Source organism: Candidatus Tumulicola sp. (genome assembly GCA_036490475.1).
In the GTDB taxonomy this organism is placed as follows: domain Bacteria; phylum Vulcanimicrobiota; class Vulcanimicrobiia; order Vulcanimicrobiales; family Vulcanimicrobiaceae; genus Tumulicola.
The window spans coordinates 1,527,383-1,550,538 of sequence record DASXDT010000006.1 but is presented as its reverse complement, the minus strand read 5'-3'; the positions used below and the strand labels follow the sequence as shown (position 1 = coordinate 1,550,538).

At 58.5% G+C, this 23,156-nt stretch carries 17 protein-coding genes and 1 tRNA gene; 12 read left to right on the top strand and 6 right to left on the bottom strand.

Annotated elements, in window-relative coordinates; translation table 11 throughout:
* Window positions 1-30: 30 nt before the first annotated feature.
* The gene (locus tag VGF98_14830; GenBank protein ID HEY1682918.1) at window positions 31-873 is read right to left on the bottom strand and encodes a metal ABC transporter permease; all 843 of its coding nucleotides are present in this window, start codon (window positions 871-873) and stop codon (window positions 31-33) included.
* Window positions 874-968: 95 nt separating this feature from the next.
* On the opposite strand from VGF98_14830, the gene VGF98_14825 reads away from it, so the two are divergent.
* Entirely contained in the window at window positions 969-1,256 is a 288-nt protein-coding gene (locus VGF98_14825; GenBank protein HEY1682917.1) for a muconolactone Delta-isomerase family protein, read from the top strand.
* A gap of 16 nt (window positions 1,257-1,272) precedes the next feature.
* Here the strand turns inward: VGF98_14825 and VGF98_14820 are convergent, their stop codons facing one another.
* Genes VGF98_14820 through VGF98_14805 form a run of 4 tightly spaced genes read right to left on the bottom strand, consistent with a single transcriptional unit; the run spans window position 1,273 to window position 3,928 of the window.
* Entirely contained in the window at window positions 1,273-2,082 is an 810-nt protein-coding gene (locus VGF98_14820) for a metal ABC transporter ATP-binding protein (GenBank protein ID HEY1682916.1), read from the bottom strand.
* The gene (locus VGF98_14815) at window positions 2,079-2,963 is read right to left on the bottom strand and encodes a metal ABC transporter substrate-binding protein (protein ID HEY1682915.1); all 885 of its coding nucleotides are present in this window, start codon (window positions 2,961-2,963) and stop codon (window positions 2,079-2,081) included. The genes VGF98_14820 and VGF98_14815 overlap by 4 nt, the downstream gene beginning before the upstream one ends.
* Complete coding sequence (locus VGF98_14810) at window positions 2,954-3,346, bottom strand: Fur family transcriptional regulator (GenBank protein ID HEY1682914.1); 393 nt, start codon at window positions 3,344-3,346, stop codon at window positions 2,954-2,956. Before VGF98_14810 ends, VGF98_14815 begins: the two co-directional genes overlap by 10 nt.
* Before the next feature lie 36 nt (window positions 3,347-3,382).
* Complete coding sequence (locus VGF98_14805) at window positions 3,383-3,928, bottom strand: hypothetical protein (protein HEY1682913.1); 546 nt, start codon at window positions 3,926-3,928, stop codon at window positions 3,383-3,385.
* A gap of 182 nt (window positions 3,929-4,110) precedes the next feature.
* Here VGF98_14805 and VGF98_14800 point away from each other — a divergent pair.
* From VGF98_14800 to VGF98_14790, 3 genes are all read left to right on the top strand, one after another.
* Window positions 4,111-4,186, top strand: a tRNA-Ala gene (locus tag VGF98_14800).
* Between the two features lie 681 nt (window positions 4,187-4,867).
* Window positions 4,868-5,221, top strand: a complete 354-nt coding sequence (locus tag VGF98_14795; GenBank protein ID HEY1682912.1) for an STAS domain-containing protein — start codon at window positions 4,868-4,870, stop codon at window positions 5,219-5,221.
* Between the two features lie 2,469 nt (window positions 5,222-7,690).
* The gene (locus tag VGF98_14790; protein HEY1682911.1) at window positions 7,691-8,554 is read left to right on the top strand and encodes a formate/nitrite transporter family protein; all 864 of its coding nucleotides are present in this window, start codon (window positions 7,691-7,693) and stop codon (window positions 8,552-8,554) included.
* Between the two features lie 2,621 nt (window positions 8,555-11,175).
* On the opposite strand, the gene VGF98_14785 is transcribed toward VGF98_14790, so the two are convergent.
* Complete coding sequence (locus VGF98_14785) at window positions 11,176-12,009, bottom strand: SMP-30/gluconolactonase/LRE family protein (GenBank protein ID HEY1682910.1); 834 nt, start codon at window positions 12,007-12,009, stop codon at window positions 11,176-11,178.
* Between the two features lie 105 nt (window positions 12,010-12,114).
* Here VGF98_14785 and VGF98_14780 point away from each other — a divergent pair, with 105 nt between their 5' ends.
* From VGF98_14780 to VGF98_14745, 8 genes are all read left to right on the top strand, one after another.
* Window positions 12,115-13,116, top strand: coding sequence for a hypothetical protein (locus tag VGF98_14780; protein HEY1682909.1), 1,002 nt, complete (start codon window positions 12,115-12,117; stop codon window positions 13,114-13,116).
* Window positions 13,113-13,886 (top strand): gluconate 2-dehydrogenase subunit 3 family protein, encoded by a 774-nt coding sequence (locus VGF98_14775; protein HEY1682908.1) that lies wholly within the window; start codon window positions 13,113-13,115, stop codon window positions 13,884-13,886. The genes VGF98_14780 and VGF98_14775 overlap by 4 nt, the downstream gene beginning before the upstream one ends.
* A gap of 80 nt (window positions 13,887-13,966) precedes the next feature.
* A complete protein-coding gene (locus VGF98_14770; protein ID HEY1682907.1) occupies window positions 13,967-15,616 on the top strand; it encodes a GMC family oxidoreductase in 1,650 nt (549 codons plus the stop codon).
* 143 nt (window positions 15,617-15,759) lie between these two features.
* Complete coding sequence (locus tag VGF98_14765) at window positions 15,760-17,550, top strand: thiamine pyrophosphate-requiring protein (protein HEY1682906.1); 1,791 nt, start codon at window positions 15,760-15,762, stop codon at window positions 17,548-17,550.
* Between the two features lie 7 nt (window positions 17,551-17,557).
* Window positions 17,558-18,670 (top strand): enolase C-terminal domain-like protein, encoded by a 1,113-nt coding sequence (locus VGF98_14760; protein HEY1682905.1) that lies wholly within the window; start codon window positions 17,558-17,560, stop codon window positions 18,668-18,670.
* 9 nt (window positions 18,671-18,679) lie between these two features.
* Window positions 18,680-19,978 carry an NAD(P)/FAD-dependent oxidoreductase gene (locus VGF98_14755; GenBank protein ID HEY1682904.1) on the top strand — a complete coding sequence of 433 codons (1,299 nt, stop codon included), beginning with the start codon at window positions 18,680-18,682 and terminating at the stop codon, window positions 19,976-19,978.
* Window positions 19,971-20,729 (top strand): SDR family oxidoreductase, encoded by a 759-nt coding sequence (locus VGF98_14750; GenBank protein HEY1682903.1) that lies wholly within the window; start codon window positions 19,971-19,973, stop codon window positions 20,727-20,729. Before VGF98_14755 ends, VGF98_14750 begins: the two co-directional genes overlap by 8 nt.
* Window positions 20,726-23,155: a hypothetical protein gene (locus VGF98_14745; protein HEY1682902.1), complete on the top strand. Its 2,430-nt coding sequence runs from the start codon at window positions 20,726-20,728 to the stop codon at window positions 23,153-23,155. Before VGF98_14750 ends, VGF98_14745 begins: the two co-directional genes overlap by 4 nt.
* Window position 23,156: the final 1 nt, after the last annotated feature.

Here is a 23,156-nt window from a genome sequence, read left to right as displayed (position 1 = left end):
TTCTGGATGGACGGTTGTGTGCCCTACGGGCTAGGCAGTAACCCGTGAGCCAAGTACGCGCCGCGCGTTTTTGATGCCGATTGCGACGAAGAACAGCACGGTTGCGAAGAGCACGATCGTTGCGCCGCTCGAGGCACGTACGTAGTATGAGAGGTACAGGCCGCCGACGGTGCTGATCGCGCCGAACACAGCCGCCAGCGCCATCATCGGAGAAAAGCGCGACGTCAACTGATACGCTGCCGCTGCCGGCGTCACAAGCAGCGCTGCGACAAGAACGATTCCAACCGCCTGCAACGCCACGACGATCGTGAGCGCGAGCAACACCAGCAACGCGTACTCGTAGCGCGGCGCGGCGATACCGCTGGCCTGCGCGACGACCGGATCGAACGTGGTGTAGAGCAGCCCGCGGAACATCATTACCACGGAAATCGCGACGATTACGCTCAGCGCCACAATCAGCCACAAATCTTGCGGCCCGACCGCCAAGATATCGCCGAACAAAAAACTCTGCAAATCCACGGCGTAGTTGCGCTGCTGGCTCATCAAAAATACGCCGAGCGCGAACATGCCGGTAAACAGCACGCCGATGGTTGTGTCGAGAGAAATCTTTCCGCGACGCGCGACGAAGCCGATGCCGACTGCAGTGATGACCGCGACCACCGCCGCGCCGATGTAGAAATTTAAGCCGCGCAAATACGCGATCACGATCCCGGCGAACGAGGCGTGCGCGATGCCGTCGCCGATGAACGACAGCTTGCGCAGCACCACGTACGTGCCCATCGTCGAGCACAGCAGCCCGACAGCCAGTGCGGCAACGAAGGCACGCTGCATGAACGCGTATTGAAACGGCTCGACCAGCGCCGAGAAACTCACCTACGAACTCCGGGCATGACGGTGCTATTTCGGAATGGCTCGCAAATTCCTAGGCGCTCCAGGTTCTGCTCGCTTTCGATGTCTAAAACGAGGGCATGCAGTTCATTTCGATCTCACGCCGCCTCACCGAGAAATTCAGCGACGCGGAGTTTGCCGAACACATCGAAGCCGAGCGCGAGCGAGTGCGCGTGCTGTACCGCGACGGCGTCGTGCGTGCGATCTGGACGCGCAAAGACGCGGCCGGCGCCGTGATGCTGATCGAAGCGCTCGACGAAACCACCGCACGCCAAGCCGTCGGATCGTTGCCTCTGGCGCAGCGCGAAATGCTCGAAGTGCAGATCGTCCCGCTCGGACCATACCCGGCCTTCTTCCCGCCACAGTAGCTCCGAGCTTCGCAGTTCAGCTGCGGATCTCCGGATGCGTGGAGTGCGCTTCGTGCGGCTCGTGATCGTGTCGCATGTGGCCGTGCGTGTGGGCGTGCTCGCGAATGCCCGAATACGCGCCCGACGCGACGACTTCTGCCGGCGTTCCGATCGCCAACACCTTGCGGTCGAGCACCAGCAAACGATCGAACCAATCGTCGACGCGATCGAGATCGTGGGTCGTCATAACGACCGGCATGCCTCGGTCGACCAGCTCGCGCACCAGCGTTCGCAACGCTTCTTCCGTCGCGGCGTCAACGCCGGTGGTGGGTTCGTCTAGCAATAGCAGACGCGGCTCTTGGGCGATCGCTCGCGCGACGAACACGCGTTGCTGCTGGCCGCCTGAGAGATTGGCGATCGAACGCTCCGCGAGGTGCGACATCTTCACGGCTTCGAGCGCGTGCTCGACGACCTCGCGGTCGTGTGCAGAAAACGATTGCCAGAAGCGCAAGTGCGCGAAGCGGCCCATTGCCACCACATCCCACACGGTAGCTGGAAACGACCAATCGACGGCTTCAACTTGCGGCACGTACGCGATCGTACCGCGCGGCAGCGCACGCGGAGGGCCGCTGAGTACGCACAGTTCGCCCGACGACGGCTGCAGCAGACCGGCCAGCGTTTTGAGCAACGTCGATTTACCGGAACCGTTGGGTCCAACGATGCCGAGCGCTTCGCCGAAATGCACTGTGAACGTTGCGCCCATCAACGCGACAAAATCGTCGTAGCGAACGACTAAATCGCGCGCCGAGACGGCTTCGCCCGGCTCGCAGGTGTGCGCCGACTTCACTTCAGCGCGTTCACGATGATGTTGGTGTCGTATACCAGCATCGACAGATAGTTGCTCACCTGCGGGCTCGTGCCGATCGAATCGTCGTACAGGTTCTCGACGACTTTGATGTTCGACCCTTGCGCGATCGAGTACAGAATTTTCGGACTGTATTCCGGTTCGCTGAAGACGCCGCGCACGTTGTGCTGCTTGGCGAGATCGACGAGTTGCGCGACCTGCTGCGGATTCGGCTCCTGGCCGGGATTGCGTTCGACGAAGCCGAGCGTCGTGATTCCGAAGCGATCGTTGTAGTACTGCCACGCGTTGTGGAAAACGATCATGTAGCGCTGCGACGGCGGAATGGTCGCGATCTGCGCGCGGATGTGCGCGGTCAGCGCGTCGAGTGCGTCATTGTAGTGCATGGCGTTGATGCGAAACGCGTTGGCATCGGCCGGGTCGACGGCGATCAAACCATCGCGAATCTGCAGCACGTAATGTTTGGCGTACTGCGGATCCATCCAAAGATGCGGGTTATCGTTGGTGATCGGCAGCCCCTCACTCGCGATCACGGTCTGCAGCTTCGGCGACGCGGCGTTGCGCAGCAATCGATCGAGCCAGCTTTCTAAACCCGCGCCGTTCTCGACCAGCACTTTGGCCTTCGCGATCGTCGCGACGTCTTGCGGCGTCGGCTCGTAGGTCTCGGGCGACGCGCCGACCGGCACGATGCTGGTGACGCGCACTTTGTCGCCGCCGACACCTTGCACGAACGAGTTAAGCGTGGAGATGGTCGTGACGACGTCGATCTTGCCGTCGACGGATTTATCCGACGATGCGTTCGACGCGCAGCCGGTGGCGCACAACGCGAGCGTCAGCCCAGCAACTGCGAAACGCGCTAGCGACATGTCGCACACGTTCCGGTGAACTCCATGTCGTGTCCGTCGAGTGCAAAACCGCTCGACGCGAGCACGGAGTGCGCGAACTGCTCCATGGCGGTGCAATCGACGTCTTCCACGCGTCCGCACGTTCGACAAATCGCGTGATGGTGATGGTGGTCGGGCTCGCAGTAAATGTATGCCGCTTCGCCCGCGTCGTCGATGCGGGTCGCGATGTCGCCCCGCGATTTGAGGTATTCGAGGGTGCGATAGATCGTTGAGAGCGCGACCTTGGCATCGACGCCGTCCAACTCGTGCTGGATGTCGCCGGCGGTCAGGAAACGCCGTTGGCGATGGAGCACGTTAGCGATCAGCTCGCGCGGACGGGTGGAATATTCGGCTCGGGTTCGCACCCGCCGGTTATTTCGGAATCGTTCGCAAATCCCTGGCTAGGGGTTCGGCGTATCGATCGGTTCGGGCGATGGCGTCGGCGGCGGCGTCGGCAGCTTGCCGGCGCACGATTGCATCGCCGGCGTTACCGCGTTGGCGAACTGGTCGCGCCAGTATGCCGACGTTTCGGTGTAGGTGGGCAACGCCATATTGAAGGCGGCGGCCCGCGCTTGAATCTTCGGGATGACGGGCGCAATGATCACCGGGATGGTGCCGTTCTGATCGTTGATCGTGGCGGCGATCGCGAGCCAGGCTTGGGCGAGCTGGGCCTGCGCCACTGCCGTGGCGGCCGGGGGGCACGGCGCGTACAGCTTGTTCGTCAGGTTCGCCCGCAGCACGAGCCCGGTGGCCGTCGCGGCGTTGATCTGCGCGAAAAGCGGCGCCTTGTCGGTGTCGTTCGCGCAGACGTGGTCGAGCACGTTGTGCTCTTCTCCAAGCGCACTGAGCGTGTCGCCGAGCTCGCTTAGCTGCTGCCAGATCGCATTGTCGTTGCCCGGCGGATGGCGCTCGAAGCCTTGAATCTGGATCTGATAATCGTCGATCATGCGGCCATTGCAGCGGTTGGCAGCGGCAACTTCCGACTGCGCCGAGTGCGACGAATGAGCTGTGCCGGCGCCCGCAACGAGCGGTGCGGCCGCGACGAACGCGGCGAGGATGAGAGCAAGTCTGCGCATTTCGGTTGAAAGGTGCCCACCCGAAAGCGTATAATCCTCCGACGCCGACCCGTGGGGATGTAGCTCAGCTGGTAGAGCACTTGCTTCGCATGTAAGGGGTCAGGAGTTCGAGTCTCCTCATCTCCACCAATCGGAAACCCGCATGAACGTTGATGTTTGTGCGGGTTCTTTCTTGCTCGCCGATGACGGCGACGATAGCGATGTAGCTTATTTTGTAGCTTGAGCGTTTTTGACGTCTGTGAACTCTCGAAAAAGTGACCTCTTGGCAATGCTGGTCTACCGCGTCATAGGGCGGGCTGGTTGAAAAGCGGGCGCGCTGCCCGAGACGCAAAGTCGAGGCCGAGACGATCGCAACAGTCTCAGGTGACGATGCGCCGCTATGCCAAGAGGAATCGAATGTGAGTTCGATTCCAATTATTGTCATCGAGTACGGAAACGTGTTGCCGCCTTGGCTTTTCGGTGCTTCGTTTGTCTCGTCTCTTGCGAGGGATGCGCGACGATGAGGTGCACGAGGCGAGTCAGCCTACAGCGGATCAAAACGCCCAGTTCACGGCACAATTTGAGAAGGGGTGACTTAATCGAAAACCAACGTTTAGCTCAGACATTTTTCGTGGCGCACGTCCGCGGTTGCGCACACGGAGCCCGATTGCCCACACCGAGCCATCGCCAGCACCCGAATCTCCGCGCCGAGTGCGCTGCTAGAATACACGTAAACATCGGCGCTTACCATTATCGTTAAAGGGTCCCGCGTCGGAGAATCCAAGTCGCCACTAGAGGGTTTGACCGGCTAACGGAATCTGGGAGGCAAAAGTGGAGCACTCAACGCCCTTTGTCGTCAGCTTGAAACGGGCCGAATATGACATAAGCTCACGCGACGAGCTGGGGCTAGAACTCGAAGATACATACACCCACTCTAACGTTATCCTGGACGTATCAGCCGTGAACTATATCGACTCCACCTGCCTATCAAGGTTGGTGGCGATGAGAAAGCGACGGGAAGAGAGCGGCTTCCGCCCCGTCCGGTTGGTGCTGACTTCAATCCACGTGCGCCATTTGTTCAAGATCTTGACATTCGACGAGATTTGGCCAATCTACGAGACGCTGCAAGCAGCTCTAGAAGACGCATTGGCCGAAGGCAAAAAAGACAAGCCAACGACCAAGTGACTTCGCATAGCTCCGCATGCGCGTATGCGTTAAGACGCCTTGAGAGCGCCTGCATCTCGAATCAAATCCCTACCGGGAGGCTTCTGGTGCGACCTTGCGGCGGGGCATGCTGTCCATGAACTGGACGACTTGCCAGAAGCCTATAAGACCTACGAAGACACGACGACGGGCAGTCGCGCTCTTACCACGTTTCCTTTCTCGAATCGCGTCACATCGATATAGGCGCAAAGCTGCGAGACGATATATAAGCCACGCCCATTTTCGCTGGTGTTCGGCGGCATGATGGATCGCCACAAAGAGGTCGCCGGCATCAACCACTTCCAGCGTCATGCCGCCTCGTCCATCGGACGCCACGCGAATTTGGACTGGACCCCGCAGCATGACGAATAACATTAGCGACCAATTCCAAGAACACGATCACTGAACTCTCATAATCGGAGTCGGAAGTACATGAAGCGCGTAAGAACACAACGAAAATTATGGCGCTCGGAGAGAGCCTCTGCTGCCTCTGCCGTTTGAAAATGCCAATTGGGTGCAACCATAGCTCCTCGACTAAAAGGCTCCGGAACGCTCATTGTGGTTGACCGTAACCTATTTACCCTTTCGAGACTCTCGGTGCGGCAAGGTCCAGAACAACGTCGCTGTGCGGTTCAATCCGATCTGGTTCGAGTTTCTGTTGATCTGCGCGACCTATTGTGTAATTGCCTCCCTGGAGCAAGTGGGCCCGACGATCGATCGACCACCTGATTGGTAGAGTCGCGCACCCTGCAGCATGCCAAGCGGACTACGTTTACCGAGCACGATCCCATCCCCATTTCAGCATGGGGCGCTACCGAACCAGATCCCAAGCAACTGCGCTGAGGGCAGTGTGTCCCGCCACCATATTTTAGGCCCTCAAGAGATGTGTTTCTGTCCGAAATCGCGCTTAGGGACTGCTGTTAGCGCCCGCTTTACAGTCGAGTCGCATACCGCCTCAGCGACCGTGGGGCGCGGACCCGACGACGTGAGACTAAGAAGAATGGGCGCGTCGAGGCCTCGACTACAATCTCCAGATTTCTTCAGCGATTCTTAGCCGTAAGCGCCAAGTTGTTTTTTCCGCACAGATTTTTCACGATGTGAGTAACGTGCGCTTCAGCGTTCCACCTCCGAGTTACCGGTACGTTTAATGATGCGTTTGTAGGGTAGACTTACCGGCAAGCGGCAACGGAGGGGCCTTTATGGAACAGAATGGCGACTCTTGCAGTCGCTTTATTGATACTGCTCAATTCGACTCGTTGTTCTTGCGGAAGTATCACGTGGCGTATTCGATCGCGCTGCAAATAACCCAAGATGTACCAGACGCCCAAGACATAGTCCAGGTCGCTTTTTGCCGCCTATGGGCGTCGCGGCGGACCATTCGAGGTCGTGTCGATATCTGGTTAGCAGCGGTTGTCAGAAATGCTGCTCTCGACATAGTTCGAACACGTTCACGGGGTGAGATCACTTACTCGCACAAGGATGATGAAGGCGCATGTCACGCCGCTAGTGCTGAAGATGAGGCACTGCTTGATATGGAGTCGCTCTGGATCGCCGCGGCTCTAGAAAGCCTGTGCGTTACGGACCGCAAGTTACTCCAGGAGTCGTTTTTTGAGCGTCTCTCTCACTCGGCAATTGCGAATCGGAGCAAGTTGCCCCTCGGAACTGTCAAGTCGCGAATTCGGTCCAGCCTTAAGAAGCTTCGGCATCTAATGCAAGCGGCTTAATCCGCGAGTCTGCGTAACCGCCCCGATACGGGGACGCGTGCGTCTACGTTTCCGGAGGCGAAGACTTCCCGTACGGGATGAAGACGCAGAAACGCGCGGGGCTGGTCGGCAAGATCACTGGCAGCGGCGCGAATCCGGGCGACGGCACATCTCTCCGATCACTTCGAAACCTTCATCCCGAGCGGACGCGCGGTCAACCCAACCACGCGTACGAACTCGGATTGCGTCGGCGTCAAACCCGACATCGCAACACCGCCGCCGCTACACCGGCAACGCCGTATATCGTCATCCTTCGCAAAAAACTCGCTGCGGCTACCCACCCCGACGGGCTTTTAGCGACCTTATCGATTGTTCACCAAGTCTCGGGACTCTCTTCTAAGGCAATGAAATGCCTCGCTCCGCTCGTCGCCTTCTCATGCGCCGGTGACAGCGCCGCATAGCCCGATGCTACGCGCAGGTCAATTGGCCCGCGTAAATCGGCTGCACGAATATTGGTCGTCACTAGTGGTTTAAAGATCGCGCGCATTCTAGGCGAATTCTGGAGCCAGTGGCCGATCAGGGGCTGCAATATCTCGAGACCAAGGATCTGAGCAATCGCGGATAATGCCGTCCCTTTCCATTATCAGATGCGTTTAGTTCGCCGGGCAAAGAAACACATTCGCGACGCTCGCGCCTCACCTTATTAGTCGCGAGGTGCTTACAGCCTCTGGTCGGGTATACCCGACATATGAGTGAGCAGGCGCGAGCCCATCAACCCAGCGAGAAAGCGGGCGAGACAGTTTCGCTCACGCAGACCGAAGAGCGCCAAGTTCGCGAACGGACCGGCTTGCGCGCCGCGGTTGTGTTCGAATCGGTGCGCCGCGAAGGCAAAAGCGAGTTAGAACGGGCGCCTTGGTCATTGGCCTTTTCCGGCTTGTCAGCCGGCTTATCAATGGGGTTTTCGCTTGTGAGCATGGGTTTGCTGCGAGCCGCGCTCCCCGATGTTCGTTGGCATATGCTTATCGAAACGTTCGGCTATTGCGTCGGCTTCATCATCGTCGTGCTCGGGCGACAACAACTCTTCACCGAGAATACGGTTACGGTCATCTTGCCGCTGCTGGACGATCCCCGGAAAAACAGTGTCGCGCTGAAAGTTGCGCGACTCTGGGCAATCGTGCTGGCGGCAAATCTCGTTGGTGCGGGCATATTTGCCTTCGCGCTGGCGCACATTGATGCGTTCGATCCGGCCACGCGCTCGGCGTTTGCCTCGCTCGCGCACGAAGCGGCCGGTTCCGCATTTTGGACGACGGTCGTGCGCGGCATATTCGCCGGCTGGCTGATCGCGATGATGGTGTGGCTATTACCAGGTGCCGACGCGCAGCGGCTATGGGTGATACTAATCATTACCTATTTGGTGGGACTCGGCGGATTCAGCCACGTCGTTGCCGGGTCGGTCGAGACGCTGTACGGCGTCGCGATCGGAACAATCTCCTGGGCGGCCTATTTCGGAGCGTTCTTGCTACCGGTCTTTATCGGCAACGCAATCGGCGGCGTCCTGTTCGTTTCGATTCTTAACTATGCGCAGCTCGCGCCCGAAAACGCTGGAGATTGAATCGCGCCATAATCCGACTGCCGCATCAATGGTGCATACTTATGCCGTTACACGCCAAAATCGCACGCCGTCCGGATTCGCGACCTCAATCAGTTAGTTCCTCGCATCGCTGCACTGACAGCACACGGCTTAGGTGCGGCAGTTATCTATCGGCCGATCTCGGCGATTTGATCCGTCTCGAGTAAACACTTAAGCGCCGTATTCGGCGCTAACGGGGCAATGGCAACATGATGGTTATTTCTTAATCGCTCGACACGTACATTTGGAGCGTGCCTTGCTTGCCGTGCGGATCGTTACCGTGTATGTGCACGCTGCCCCAGGACGAAGCCCTTTCGCCGAGTAGTATGAACCTTGTGGGTTGAAGGCAGCGAACGTTATGCGAACGAGATCTCGGTAATCCGTCTTTCGCTTCCAGTGGCCCTTATTCGATTCTTTCCGCCCATACACTTCGAAGTACTGATTCTGACCTGCGTATTCGAAATACAGGTAGGTCGGAGCAACGATCGGCTTCGAGCGAGCATCGGTAGTCGATTGGTGAACAGCGCTCGACGTCGGCGGTGTGGTTCCAGTTTTCGACGCTCCGGAGCAGCCGCCAAGAGTAATTTCGAGAGCCGCCGTTGTGATGCGAAGCGTTGCATGTGGTCGTCGGCATCAGAGTTTGCGGGAAAGCTATTAAGGTTGGCGTTAACTCGGCGTGAAGGTCAGAAGAATCCGAAAGCTCGAACGCAATCGTCGAAAACTATTAGTTCTGGTCACCTCATCGGCGCCCAGTGCATGGTTGAGACTCCACATTCCTACGCACCTAGCCGCCGTCTCACGAGCTTACTCAAGCGGAGCACCTCAGCCAACGGTCGGAAAGGCTCCGATCGCCGGCACGCTGTCGTGCCATCGAGCATCCGGAGTCGTCCGTCGTAAAAGCGGCCTGGGAGGCGGCTTCCGAATCGGGGCGGCACCGTCTAGTACTATTGCCGTGCTTGTGCCGATCCACGGCACGGCGCGTGGGATTGAGGACGCCACGCGCAGAGAAGCATGCGGCTGGCTCGACACAGCGTATTTGAACGGGCAGAGCCTCGGCTTTTCGCTTCCCCCCCGCGTGCTAGAGCTTCTACCGCAAACATCGTATTATTAGCGCGAGGACAGGGAATGGCAAAAGCCCTGATGGCGGAAGACGCCCGCACGTCGCCGTCCGATCCAAATCAGCTGCGGCGGCGGTTCGACATGGTTGGGAGTCCTGAAGTGGGGTTACGAATAGCGGATAACCTTTTTTATCGGACACGTTGGCACTGCGCCGACGACTCGAGATCGCAAAATAGCATTGCACCGGTCGAACTGAATCGATTCCGCCCCGCAACGGCATCTGAGCCGCATGAAGAGCGCAACCGTTCGTGCGGGACGCGTTGCAAATTAATCCGTTGAGCCATAGCCGTTCATTGAAGAAATACGCGCAACGAACGCGCTATTTATAGTTGTGTGTTCGCCATATTTGCTGCGAATCGAACAGCAGCGCATGCTTTAGGCGTAATGACGGGCTGATCTCCACCGGTCATTAGGTTGCACATTTGATGACGATCGAGCGCGTCGCTCAGAATACTTCGGCGACTACCGCTCGACCTAATGGAGGTTACCAACGGGTTAATTGAAACGCAAAACGGTCGCACGAAGGCCTCTATCTTTGGGACGCGTGAAAGCGGACAACTACGCGCGCGCGTGCGCGCAAGACCTGCGTCGTTGGCCAAAGGCCGTCAATGCATCAACAGGACGGTGTTAGGGTCTTAGTCGACTGCATCCAACATAGACCAAGCGATGCCGCTTGCCAAGGCCTCAATCTCAAGAGGACGGTTTAAGGTGGTTTACTCGGCCTGAATCGGAACATAGATCAGGCGACTCCGCTCTCATAGCCGCGTAGGGTCTGCGCTCATGGGGCCTGTCATTGCCGTATTACCGGCCGCGTGCGGCTCACTCCAATCAATTGCGGCCTGCTTTCGTAACATTCGTCTCGGCACGGCGTTCACTCGCGCGGACGTCGACCGAGCACTGCTTCTCGTTCCATCAGTTACGGACTGCTCTATCTCGGTGGAACATTCGCAGCGGAAGCCTTGCGCCATCCTGCCGATTACGGGCGTGATGCTGCCATACGCGTGGCACTGTGGTCAATGGATGAGTTATTGGCGAACTGTCATCAAGCTGGATGCCCTGCATCTTGATCGCACGTAAAATGTGCGCCTCACCTCTGTCAGGTGGCCAGCCTCTACATGCGAGCTTTGTAGGTACGAAACTCTGCCAGTCCCTTCCGAGAATACGTGGCGCTATGCAGCTGCGGAGATGATTGACACGTTCTCATTTATCTACCGAGGTTTTCTAGTCAAGTAGAACGATAGCGCTCCGTTTTGAATCGCGCTAAATTATTGTTCGATGCGATTATGTACTGGCCCGCGTAGAACAGGACCGGCACCATTCCCTATGAAGGTCAAACGCTCAAGCAATTTCTTCACTCATGAGGACATCCAGGCTACTAAAATCGTGCAGCATGATTTCTCAGAACGGAGCCGGCTCTGCAACAAAGGTCAACGATTCATTATTTTTTTGGATCTCTCCATGATTCGCGCCACTCGGGTAGCCAATCAGAGCGAGATCGCGAAGATCGCGCCTTCACCCGTTTCATCCTCAATGCCGCCCGAAACGTACAGCGTCCTGCCATCGGGAGAAAAAGCTACATTGCTAGTCGCTGTATTTCCGGCCGACAGTCGCTGCAAAAGATCGCCGTTCGCGCCGTAGACGAGCACTTCGCCGGCTCCGTGATTCGCGACGTACAATAATCCGTCCGAGTCGACGGAAATGCCGTCAGGAACTCCTGCGCCGGTCTCTCCGGCGGGAACATCAGCAAGCAACGAACGCTCGCCGAGGGAGCCGTCTACACGCACCGAATACCACCACAAGCGCCGAGCGGTGCTTTCTCCGACGTACAGCCGGCTGCCGTCGGGCGAAAGTGCGACTCCATTGGAATAGGCGATGTCCTTGGCAACCAGCCGAATGCTTCCGCCGCGGTCGACGCGATAAAGGCGACCCTGTGGATCGTCCGGCATCGTTTTCGGTGTTGACTTATAGCCGGAGTCCGTAACGTAGAATCCGCCGCGGTGGAAGTCGAGGGCGACATCGTTCGGATACGTCAGCCATCTGCCATCCACACGCGATGCGACAACACTCGTGGTGCATCCGCTCGCGTCGAGCCGCAGAATCGCGCCCGTGCTCGACATAACGATGTGCGATCCGTCGGTTTCTATTTTATGACCGTTCGCGTCGGGTACGTGCGCCCAAACGTCCGCGGCCCGTGCACCTGGCTCGAAGCGCGAGACCGTGCCGAGAGCCGTCATCGAAAAATACACCGTTCCGTCAGGAGCCACGACGACTCCCTCGGTATACCGATCGGTGCGTAGCAACATGCGAGACCCGCTCATGCTCATTGATTCCCGCTAGACGTCGCGACGAACACTCGAATGTATGTTTTCTCGCCCGCGAAGCGGGGAATACATGCGCTATTCCTTCAAAATGAGAATCGGTAGGTGATCGACTTGGTCCGGCATGAACCGCGTGAAGAGTCGACCAAGCCCAGTGCTCCTCTAAATCCATTCGAACGTCTTGAGCGAGACGCTGAAGACGTCGACCTCGATGTTCGTGAGGGCCGGTTTGGACGTTGGCTGGCGCTGGCGGCCGGCCTTTCGAGTGCATTGAGTGGGCTCGAAGTCGGATACGAACATTACAAGGGCAGTTACAGCCGCCGGATTATGTATACGCCTGTGGTCTTGAGCACGGCGCTGTTTGCGGCGGGGACGATAAGCTTCTACAACCGGCGCGCGTCTCGCACACTCTTACCCTTCGTATCGGCTGTAACCCTCGCGGACTGTGCAGTCGGATTTTATTTTCACGTTCGCGGCATCGCCCGAAAACCTGGTGGGTGGCGATTGCCAATCGTTAATATAGTGATGGGGCCGCCGGTGTTCGCTCCACTGTTATTTGGTGTGAGCGCATACCTCGGGCTCGTGGCCGCTTTTTTGCGCCGCGACGATGGTAATGGCCGAAGTTTGCCCCGGCCTGCATCTTCGACGCATTGGGCAAAACGATTCGCGGTAGAACACGAGCCAATTTCGTGGGAGCAAGATCTTCGCGAAGGCCGATTTCAACGGTGTATGATCGTCGCGACGATTGCTGCAACGTCTCTAAGTGGCTTCGAGGCTTGGTACTCGCACTACAGGAACAATTTTCGGTACCCCGTGCAATGGACGCCCGTGATCCTGACGCCGATCGTCGTAGCGACCGGCATTGCTGCGCTACGTAGCGTGCGGGTCGCCCAGACCGCATTGCCCGCCGTTTCAGCGCTCGCCGTGATAGATGGCGGCATCGGTTGCTTTTTTCACGTGCGCGGAACGCTGCGGCGCGCCGGCGGATCGAAGAACCTTCTCTATAACATTATCTATGGTCCGCCAATATTCGCTCCGATGCTGTTCGCGGCCAGCGGCGCACTCGGTATTCTGGCCAGCTTACTGCGCCGAGGAAAAAGACGTTGAAGAAAACCTCTAGCGAAGCGGATCGCCGTCCTACTGATCCGGACAGCGGAGCGCCGATCGGACCCTTACCGCAACCCGGATACTATCCGAAATTCCAAACCCTCTCGCAGCAAAAGTTTTGGGATGCCACGACGCGTGAGGTCGTGCTCGATCGCGTCGAAAACGTCCCGGATATCCGATTCTTCGACGCGCGACAGGCGAAGCTGCTCGAAGCCATTTGCAATTGTATTCTCCCGCAGGACGATCGCGATCAGGCGCATCGGATAGCGATCGTTCCGCAGATCGATCGACGCCTCTACGAGGATTCGCACGACGGCTATCGTTTCGAACAAATGCCGCCCGACCGCGAAGCTTACACCCTTGGGTTGGAGGCCATCGAGCAGATTTCGCACGCGCTGCACGAACGCGGGTTCGTGGAAATCGGTACGGTCGAGCAAGAAGCGATACTCCGCTCGCTGCATCAGGGCAAACCCTCCGGGGCGCACGAGATTTGGAATCGGATGCCGGTTCACCGCTTCTGGATGCTGCTCGTGCAAGACTGCGCGGAGGCGTACTACGCGCATCCGTGGGCGTGGGACGAGATCGGTTTCGGCGGACCCGCCTATCCGCGCGCGTATATACGCTTGGAACGTGGCGAGCCCGAACCCTGGGAAACGGCGGAAGAGCGCTACGCATGGCGTTCTCCCGCTTCGTCGATTTCGGGAGAGTACGAGCCGGTCGCCGGTACGTGGGAACACGCCGATTCGCCTGGGCAAGGTGGCACCCATTGAAGGCACCGTTACTTGGAAAATTCCGATCGTCCGACGACGCGTCGCACCGGCTCGGAGCGCTTCAGAAAATCCACACGCCAATGCGACGCTTCGCGCAAGGCGAGGAAGTCGACTACGTCATCGTGGGTGTCGGCGCGGGAGGCGGTGTCTTATTGCAGCGCTTGGCGCGTGCTGGGTTTCGCGTAATCGGCTTCGACGCGGGACCGTTTTGGGACACGGAACGCGACTGGGTCAGTGACGAGAAGGGCTCACACAAACTCTACTGGACTGAAAAGCGCGTAACCGGCGGCGAGAATCCGCTTGCGCTAGGCGCGAACAACTGCGGACAAGGCATCGGAGGCGGAACCGTGCACTGGGCCTCGTTCACGCCCCGACTTCATCCCTCCGATTTCCACACGTACTCCCTCGATGGAGTCGGCGTCGATTGGCCGATCTCGTATGCGGACATCAAGCCGTATTACGAGTTGATGGAGCTGGAACTTCCGGTATCGGGGCCGGCGTACTATCCCTGGGGCGATCCTCACGGATATGCCTATGGTCCACATCCGATGGGAGGCGTGGGCGACGCGCTCATTCGTGGGTGCACGCAGTTGGGCATCGGCGTCTCCGCCGGCGGTCCGGTCGCGATTCTCGAGGGATCGCGCGGCGATCGGCCGCATTGCATCTACCGCGGCTTTTGTATACAAGGTTGTAAAGTCGGAGCTAAAGCGAGCACGCTGATCACGCACGTCCCGGACGCGCTCGCTAACGGAGCCGAACTTCGTCCGAACTGTATGGTCGCACGCATCGATATCGGTCGCAACCGGCGTGCGATCGGCGTGACGTATATCGATGCGGAAGGGCGCGAACGGTTTCAGAAAGCCAAAGCCGTCGTCGTTGCAGGTTACTCGATCGAAACACCACGGCTCCTGCTCAACTCGGCGTGTACCGGATTCGAAGCCGGCCTTGCAAATTCGAGCGGCACGGTAGGTCGCTACTTGATGGCGCAAGCGGGGAACGTGGTCATGGGGCGTTTCGAGCAGCCGGTTCGCATGTATAAGGCTCCGCCGGCGAACGCGCTGACCGAGGAATTCTACGAAACCGATCCGCAGCGCGATTTCGCGCGCGGTTTCGCGATCCAGACCGTCGGGCCGCTGCCGATTGCCTTCGCTAAACAGATGGCGGTCGCCAAAGGCGCTTGGGGGTGGGGATTGCGCCGCGTCATGATGGACTACAACCATTGGGCCGCATTCGGACTGCTCGGCGAGATTCTTCCGCACGCCGACAACCGCGTGCAACTGGCCGATGAACGGGATCGCCACAGCCTGCCCGTCGCGAAAGTCACGTTCAACTTACACGATAACGACAAGAAGCTCGTCGCATTCGGCAAGAAGAAAACCGAGGAAGTCATGTGGGCGGCCGGAGCCCAAGAAGTGGTACAGGAGACGCGCTACGCGCACCTCGTCGGTGCGGCACGAATGGGTTCCGATCCAGCGACGTCGGTGGTCGATCGATTCGGTCGAACGCACGACGTTGCGAACCTCTTCGTTTGCGACGGCAGCATCATGCCGACCCAAGGCTCGGCCAATCCCGGTTTGACGATCATGGCCCTGTCGGCGCGCATCGCTGATTACATTATTCGCGAAGGTAACGATATTTTCGCAAGCGATGTGCGCAACATGGAAGCGCCGGTTTTCCATCGCGATCTCTCGCCGCCCGATACCTGGGGGCATGGAATGCCCCGCGTGTAGTTTCCGCTAGCGGCGGATCGTAGTAAGGCGTAAGACGGCGACGATTTAAAATCTGCCGGAACGCGGCGAATCGGCCGGTTGGCTGCAAGTTTTGAGGCCAGTGAGTTTGGGAACATAAACATATAAGGTTTAGGTGTAATTGTATGGCAACAACTGCCGATTTTTTATTGCAACGATTGGTCGACTGGGGTTTCTATCGAATTTTCGGTTATCCGGGAGACGGCATCAACGGGATTATGGGTGCGTTCGATCGGATCGGGGACAAACTCCGATTCGTCCAAGTGCGGCACGAAGAAGAAGCTGCTTTCATGGCGTGCGCGCACGCAAAATTTACCGGCGAAACGGGCATCTGCTTGGCGACGTCGGGGCCGGGCGCCATTCATTTGCTCAACGGTTTATACGATGCCAAAATGGATCACATGCCGGTCGTCGCAATCGTCGGACAGGCTGCCGTTAGCGCACTCGGCGGCTCGTATCAGCAAGAGGTCGATCTGCAAGTGCTGATGCAAGATGTCAGCGCCTATACGTATACGGTTTCGAGCCCGGCCGCCATGGGCCACATCATCGATCGGGCGGTGCGCACCGCGGCAGCGTATCGAACGGTTACGTGCGTGATCGTTCCTAAGGATATCCAAGAAGAAGACGCGGTTTCGGTTCAGCCGCACAAGCACAATATGGTCCCGAGCGGAGTTGGATATTCGGCTCCGATCGTCGTACCGCAAAAGGCAGATCTCGAACGCGCTGCCGATATTCTAAATGCCGGCACGAAAGTCGCGATGCTGATCGGTGCGGGCGCGATAAACGCTGCCGAAGAGGTGATGGCCGTTGCCGACCGCTTGGGTGCCGGGGTCGCGAAAGCGCTACTGGGCAAGGCCGCGTTGCCGGACGATCTGCACTACGTGACCGGGACGTTGGGTTTGCTCGGAACGCACCCCAGCTACGAGATGATGAACGAATGCGACACCCTACTGATGGTTGGCACGTGCTACCCCTATTCAGAATTTCTTCCCAAACCCGGCCAGGCGCGAGGGGTGCAGATCGATATCGACGCGCGGAACATCGGGCTACGGTTCCCGACCGAAGTCAATCTCATCGGGGACAGCGCTCGGACGTTGTCCCAGTTGTTGCCGCTGCTGCACCAGAATCCTGAAACGGAATGGCGTGAAAAGATCGCCCATGGCAGACGGAACTGGGAACGCGACGAACGCAGGCGGTCGCGCGTTGAGGGCAAAGCGCTCAATCCGCAGTTGGTGTTTTGGGAACTGAACGACCGTCTTCCGCATAACGCGATTTTAAGCAGCGATGCCGGCACGTCCACCAATTGGTTCGCACGCAACATTCACATTCGTCGCGGTATGAAAGCATCGTTGTCGGGAGGATTGGCAACAATGGGCGGTGCGGTTCCGTACGCGATCGCGGCGAAATTCGCATTTCCCGATCGAATTGCCGTGGCGATGACCGGAGACGGAGCAATGCAGATGAACGGCAATGCGTCGATGCTGACCGTCAAGAAATATTGGAAGGAGTGGGGCGATCCGAGGCTCATTTTCCTGGTGCTCAACAACTCGGATCTCAACCAGGTGACCTGGGAGATGCGCGTCGAGTCTGGTAACCCGAAGTACGAAGCTTCTCAAAATCTTCCGCACTTCAACTACGCGCACTACGCCGAGTCGCTCGGACTCTGTGGCATTCGAGTTGAGAAGCCCGAGGAAGTCGGGCCGGCTTGGAATCGTGCCTTAGCCGCCGATCGGCCGGTAATCTTCGATGCGGTCGTCGACCGAGACATTTCGCAGCTGCCGCCGCACATCACCCTCGAACAGGCGCACAATCTGTTTTCGGCAATGGTGCAAGGCGATCCGGATCGGGACGGCGTGGTCCGCGATACCATCAGCACCGTGCTTGCGACCGTGCTTCCGAACCGGAGCGAGAGCTAGAAAACGAATGACCATCGCCTTGGCTCGACGTTGCGAGTACCCTATAGAAGCGGTTGACGTACGGGCCTACACGGTGCCGACCGACGGCCACGAATCCGACGGAACGCTGGAATGGGATGCGACCACGTTGGTGTACGTGCAGGTTCATTCCGGCAACGTCACCGGTATCGGTTATACCTATGCGGACGTGTCGACCGCGAAGCTCGTTCACTCGCTCTTAGCCGGCGTGCTCGTTGGAAAAAACGCCATGGAGACTGGGTCGCGCTGGAACGATATGTTCCACTCGATCCGCAACCTCGGGCGCGATGGTATCGCGTCGATGGCTATCTCGGCACTCGACATCGCACTCTGGGATTTCAAAGGGAAGGCGTTGGACTTGCCCGTGTGCGTGATGCTTGGATCTGCACGCGAAGCCGTGCCGGTGTATGGGAGCGGAGGCTTTACCTCATATACGCTTGAGCGTCTATGCGAGCAGTTGGGCGAATGGGTCAGCGCGGGCATTCCGCGCGTGAAGATGAAGGTTGGGCGCGATCCGCACGCTGATGTTCGGCGCGTTTCGGCGGCGCGCCGCGCGATTGGCGACGAGGCGGAGCTGTTCGTGGATGCAAATGGAGCCTACTCGATTCAACAGGCGCTACGCCAAGCGGAGCAATTTTCGCAGGCTCGTGTCACGTGGTACGAAGAGCCCGTGTACCATCAAAATTTCGATGGGCTAAGCATCGTTCGGAGAGGTGTGCCCGCAGGCATGGATGTCGCCGACGGTGAGTATGGGTACGGGCTCTATCACTTCGAGCGCATGTTGCGAGCCGCGACGGTTGACGTACTGCAAGCGGATGCGACGCGCTGCGCCGGCTTCAGCGGGCTTTTAGCCGTGGACGGTCTCTGCCAAACGATGATGCAGCCCCTGTCGACGCACTGCGCTCCATACGTTCAACTGCACGCTGCGGCGGCTTGCAAGCAGCTACGCCATATGGAGTACTTTTTTGACCACGTACGGATCGAGCGAATGCTGTTCGACGGACCGGCCGAACCGGTCGACGGCAGCCTTCACCCGGATCTTAGCCGGCCCGGGATCGGCTTGGAGCTCAAGCGTTCGGACGCCGAGCGATATGCGGTTTGACGTAATGCCATGCATCGCATCGTAATCGTGGGCGGCGGCTTCGCCGCGGTCGCCGCCGCTCGAGAATTCGAACGTCGTTCCAGTCCGCGCGATGTACGATTGACGGTGATCAACCGCCAAAATTACATGCTGTTCACGCCCATGCTGCCCGAGGTTGCGAGCGGTTCGCTCGATGTACGCGACGTTACTCAGCCCTTGCGAGCGCTACTGCGCGCATCGCAATTCGAACTGGGCGAGGCGATCCGAGCCGATCGAGAAGCTCGCACCGTTTCCGTACGCCACCCCTTGACGCACGATTGCAAGACGGTTGCGTACGACCAACTCGTACTCGCGGTCGGTTCGAGCAGTTCGACGATGGGCGTGCCGGGTGTTGAGAAATTCGCGCTGGCGTTTAAGACGATCGCCGACGCCGTCCACGTGCGTAACCGTGTTCTAGGAGCGCTAGAGGTGGCCGCGAGAACGCACGATTTGGTCGAGCGCGACCGCTTGCTGCGATTCGTCATCGTGGGCGGAGGATTTACCGGCGTTGAAGCCGCCGGCGAACTGCAAGGATTCTTGCGGTCGGTGTTACGGTACTTTCCGGAAATCGACCGGGGTCGTGTCGAGGTGGTGTTAGTCGAGAGCGGCCGCGGATTGTTGCAACATCTGCCGGAGAAGTTTGGCAAGAACGCAGCGCGCTCGTTGTCGCGACGAGGCGTACGCATCAATTTGGGCGACGACGTTGCCGCGGCGGACGGCCACGGTTTGGAGCTGAAGGACGGCAGACGCTTCGAGAGCCGCACGATCGTGTGGTCGGCTGGTGTCGAGCCTGCACCGTTCGTGAAAACGCTCGGCATCGAAACCAACGAACACGGAGCGGTTACAGTGAACGGCGACTTTTCGGTGCCTGGCGCGCAGGATATTTGGGCGCTCGGCGATTGCGCCGCCGTTCCGCGCCGCCGCGGTGGTACGTACGCACCGTTGGCGCAAAACGCGACCCGCGAGGGCCCGTTGGTAGCACGAAACGTGCTCGCCGCGCTGCGGGGGAAAACGACTCGAAACTTCAGGTACCAAGAGCTCGGACAAATGGCGTGCCTCGGCGATCGCCAAGCGTTGGCCGAATTGCCCGGCGGGAAACTGCTTGCGGGGCTTCCGGCGTGGCTGCTCTGGCGTTCGTACTATTTGGGCCGCCTGCCGGGTTGGAGTCGCAAAGCACGAGTCGCGATGGATTGGTCCTTGCAGATGGCCTTCCCGCGTGGCGTAAACCGCCTCCCGCTGATTGAAGAAGACGCAACGTCTTTTGAGGAGAGCCATGCGCTTGGTGGATAAGGTGGCGATCGTCACCGGAGGCGACAGCGGAATCGGGAGAGCGATCGCATTGCGGATGGCGCGCGAAGGCGGCAAGATCGTCATCGACTATTTTGGCGATGAAAAGCCGGCTACGTCACTCGTCGACGAGATCGAGAACTTCGGCGGCAAGGCGTATGCGGTCGCGGCAGATATCAGTAAAGCCGACGAGGTGGCCGAGCTCATCGAGGCGGCGGTGCAACATTTTCGCGGCGTAGACATTCTCGTCAACAATGCGGGGATCGAACACAAGGCGCCATTCTTGGAAACGCCGCTCGATGAGTGGTCTAAGATCATCGCGATCAATCTAACCGGAGCTTGGATCGGTTCGCAAGCCGCGGCAAAACAGATGGTTAAGCAAAAGCGCGGCGGGCGAATTATCAACATCTCTTCGGTGCACGAAGAGCTGGCGATGCCGACAAACGCACCCTACTGCGCTTCTAAGGGTGGCGTCAAAATGCTCATGCGCACCATCGCGGTCGAACTCGCGGCTTATGGTATAACCGTCAACGACGTGTGTCCGGGTGCGGTGGACACCCCGATGGACGCTAAACTCAAGGGCAACCGTAAAGCATACGATCGGCTACTGGCGGAAATTCCCTTGCGCCGGATGGCCAAGCCTGAAGAAATCGCAGGTCTATGTGTCTATCTTGCTAGCGACGAGGGCGGCTACGTTACGGGCGCATCGTACGTTATCGACGGCGGTATGACAAAACAATCCGGTAGTCTGTGATCGCCCGAATAGCCGGATCCGGCGAACGGATGTCGACCTATGAAATCGCCGACAGCCAAATGGCGGCGGGCAGCACCCTGGGCGCTCCGAAAGCCGTCGTCATCATTAAGCCTACCGGTGCGATTGAGAAGTTGTATTCGATCGATGCCGGTTTAAGTGTTATCGGGACCGTAGTGTTGCACCACTGGGACGAACAAACCGGAATCCAGCTTACGGCTTTGGACGGAAAATTCGTCATTCATCCCGACCATCAGCAACATATATTTACGCTTTCAAACGGTATCACGGTCGAAGAAGACGTCTTCGTTCTGAACGGCAAACCCGATGGAAACACCGTCGATCCGCCGGCCGCTTACTATCGATTGAAACTGACGAACGACACGGCCGAAGAGTTGCAGATTGGCAGTTATGCGTCCGCTCAATTGCGCGGAAACACCAACCACGACGTCTTGACGACGTATAGCCCAAAGCACCGGGCGATCGTGGCCTGGAACAAGTCAGACCCGAATCTCGTGCGAATGTTCGGTTGCTCCGTCGAGCCGACATCCTACGAGACAACCCACGATATGGGCAAGTCGAGCGCCTCGAATTTTCCCGGCGAGCTTCCCGATAAAACCGAGAAAGGCCCGGGCGACCCAATCGGAATTCTGCACTTCAGTCACTCGCTCGAGCCTGGCGAATACGGCGAGCTTACATTGTTGCTATCGTTTTCCACGTCGGGCCGAGCGACTGCGCAACGAACGTACCGGTCGTGTCCGAGCCCTACAGCAGCTCTCGCGCGGACTCGCCAACACTACGACGAAATTCTCGGCCTAGCCGTGGTCCTGACGCCGGACCCCGACGTAAATCGCGGCGTCTTATGGGCGAAAGCCAATATGCTCCGTACCGAAGTGCTGGCCAAGACGGGCTGGAGCTTCGTGAACGATCCGACTCGCTCCAATAATAGCGTCGGCCGCGATACGGCCTGGTTTGCATTCGGGGCCGATTACATCACGCCGCGTTTCGCCCGCGAATCGCTGTTGTGGTATGCGAATCACCTGAACAAGAACGGCATGGTCATCGAGTACTATGATATTCGGAACGGAAAATCGGCAGACTACGGTCTCAATATCAACGACAATACCCCGCTGCTCATTTTAGCGTTGTGGCACCACTACAATACGACTGGCGACGTGAGCTTTTTGAAGTCAGTCTACCCCAAGGCGCTCAAGGCCGCTCGCTACATTCTGTCGCAGCGCAACGAGCAGGGTCTGGTCTGGTGCACGGCAACTGGAACGTCTGATTGGGGCATCGTCGGATGGCGCAACGTCATCAAAAACTATCGGCTGTCGGGGGCGACGACCGAAGTGAACTCGGAATGCTATGCCGCGCTCAAAACGGTCGGGCACATGGCGAGAGTGCTGGACAAGCATAAGGAAGCCGCAGAGTTCATGGAACACGGCGACACGTTGCGCAAGGCCATCAACGAGCATTTGCTCGATTCAGAGACAGGCTTGTATTATCTCAATATCGATCTGAACGGCAAAGCTCGCACCGACGTTACTTCCGACTTGGTCTTCCCGGTCATGTTCGGGGTGGCCGACGACGAAACGGCCGCGCGCGTCGTCAGTAAGCTCAGCGGACCCGAGTTCTGGAGCGACGCCGGCATCCATACGATTCCGCGTAACGATATCAACTACGGGCCAACGCACGGCTACGGCCTGCTGGGCGGCATTTGGGTAGGTGTTACGTTTTGGTATGCCTTTGCTGCGGCGCGTTTCAATGCCGATTTCATGGCTTTCGCTTTACGAAGTAGCTTCCAGCATTATTCGAAGGACCCGCTGCACAATAACACCGTGCCCGGGCAATTTTCTGAATGGCTGCACGGCGAGACGCTGGCTAATCAAGGAATGATGCTGTCGCCGTGGTTTCCGCCACGCTATTTGTGGGCGGCGATCGAAGGGGCCGGTGGTCTGAATCTTTCCGGTGGGTCGCCAAGCGTAAACCCTAAATTGGCAGCCGGCTGGAAATGGATGGGCGTACGCGACTTGCCGCTGAGCGGCAAGCGTCTAACGTGGTTTGTCGTCCGCGCTCCCGACATCAAAATGTATGCGAACTTCCGGTTCGATCAATCGATGATGTACCAAGCTTACGATAGCGATATTAGCGCGGACGTACATGTGAGTGGAGACGCCGCGACGGCGATCGCGCTGCGTAAGCGCAATCACATGGTCATCTTGGTTGGAAATACCATGGACCGCACGACGACGACCTCGTTGCGATTAACGACAAGCCTTGCCGGGCGCTACGCCGTGCGCGCTTACAATAGTCTTCGCGGCGAGTGGTTGGACGCCGCAAGTAAGAAAGCCGAAGATCTCAAGCGCGGCATTGCGATCCAACTTGATGCCAAAGGTTTCTGCGTTCTCGAGCTACGACAAGAGGTATAAG